Genomic DNA, 1,129 nt, shown 5'->3' with positions numbered 1-1,129 from the left:
CTAGTGTCGCGTTTCTGAAGTTGGTTTAGGTTTCGCTTTCTCCAGCACCTGCTCGGGTGTCTTCGTCCACACGAAGGGGTGTTTGCGTTTGTTCCACCCGTCGATGAACTCCCGGATCTTCTTGTTCAAATTCTTCACTGAAGTGAACACACCTCGTTTGATCGCTTGCCGATCGATGATCCCGAACCACACCTCCACGAGGTTCAGCCACGACCCCGACGTCGGTGTGAAGTGGACATGGAACCGAGGATGCTTATCCAGCCACTGACGTACTTCCGCCGTTTTATGGGTGGCGTAATTGTCCATGACCAGATGCAGCTCCTGGCCCGGATAAGCCCTGTCGATCTGACGCAAGAACGACAGGAACTCCTGTCGCCGATGCCGCGACTTCACCGCGCCCGTGACTTGGCCAGTCGCGACTTCCAGCGCCGCGAACAGAGTCGACGTCCCGTGCCGGTGATAGTCATGAGTGCGCTTCTCAGCATCACCCATGCGCATCGGCAGCAACGGGGCCGTGCGATCCAGAGCCTGAATCTGAGACTTCTCATCGACACACAACACGACCGCATTCTCCGGTGGTGCCAGGTATAAGCCGATGACATCGGTGACCTTCGCCTCCAGCTGCGGGTCGGTAGAGAACTTAAAAGTCTCCGCCTTCCACGGTTGGATCCCGTATTCGCGCCAGGCTCGAGCCACCGTGGCGTTGCCGACACCCAGATGTGTGCCCAGCAGACGCGATGACCAGTGAGTGACTCCGTACTTCTTCGGTGGCGGCATCAATGTCCTGGTCACGATATCGAAGTCATCGAGGCGCTTCGGTCGACCCGAGCGCTGGTCATCAGTGAGGCCAGCGATCCCCGACTCTTCGTAGCGTGCCCGCCACTTCAGGACAGTGACCACGGATGAGCCCGTCAACCTCGCGATCTGGGTGTTCGCTACTCCGTCGGCGGCCAACAGCACGATCCGTGCTCGTCTGGCAAGGCCGGCCTTGATGGTCGACGATCTCAACCACTCACGCAGCAGTGGTTCCTCATCCTCGAGCAGGGTCAGAGCCGGAGCGGGAGAATTCGCCATAAACCAATTCTCCCAAACACCCAACCATTCAGGAATTAACGACACGCGACACTAG

1 protein-coding gene is annotated in these 1,129 nt (G+C 58.4%); it reads right to left on the bottom strand.

Translation table 11 applies throughout. The features are described from left to right. Positions 1-1,074, bottom strand: a complete 1,074-nt coding sequence (locus tag EB835_RS20175) for an IS630 family transposase (RefSeq protein ID WP_135811197.1) — start codon at positions 1,072-1,074, stop codon at positions 1-3. Positions 1,075-1,129 lie beyond the last annotated feature (55 nt).

It is taken from the genome of Brevibacterium sp. S22, from assembly GCF_004745485.1.
Classification (GTDB): domain Bacteria; phylum Actinomycetota; class Actinomycetes; order Actinomycetales; family Brevibacteriaceae; genus Brevibacterium.
This window is presented reverse-complemented; position numbering and strand designations above follow the sequence as displayed.

Excerpts from the sequence above, each read along its gene's own strand:
- EB835_RS20175 (WP_135811197.1), bottom strand. The coding sequence starts at position 1,074 with ATGGCGAATTCTCCCGCTCCGGCTCTGACCCTGCTCGAGGATGAGGAA.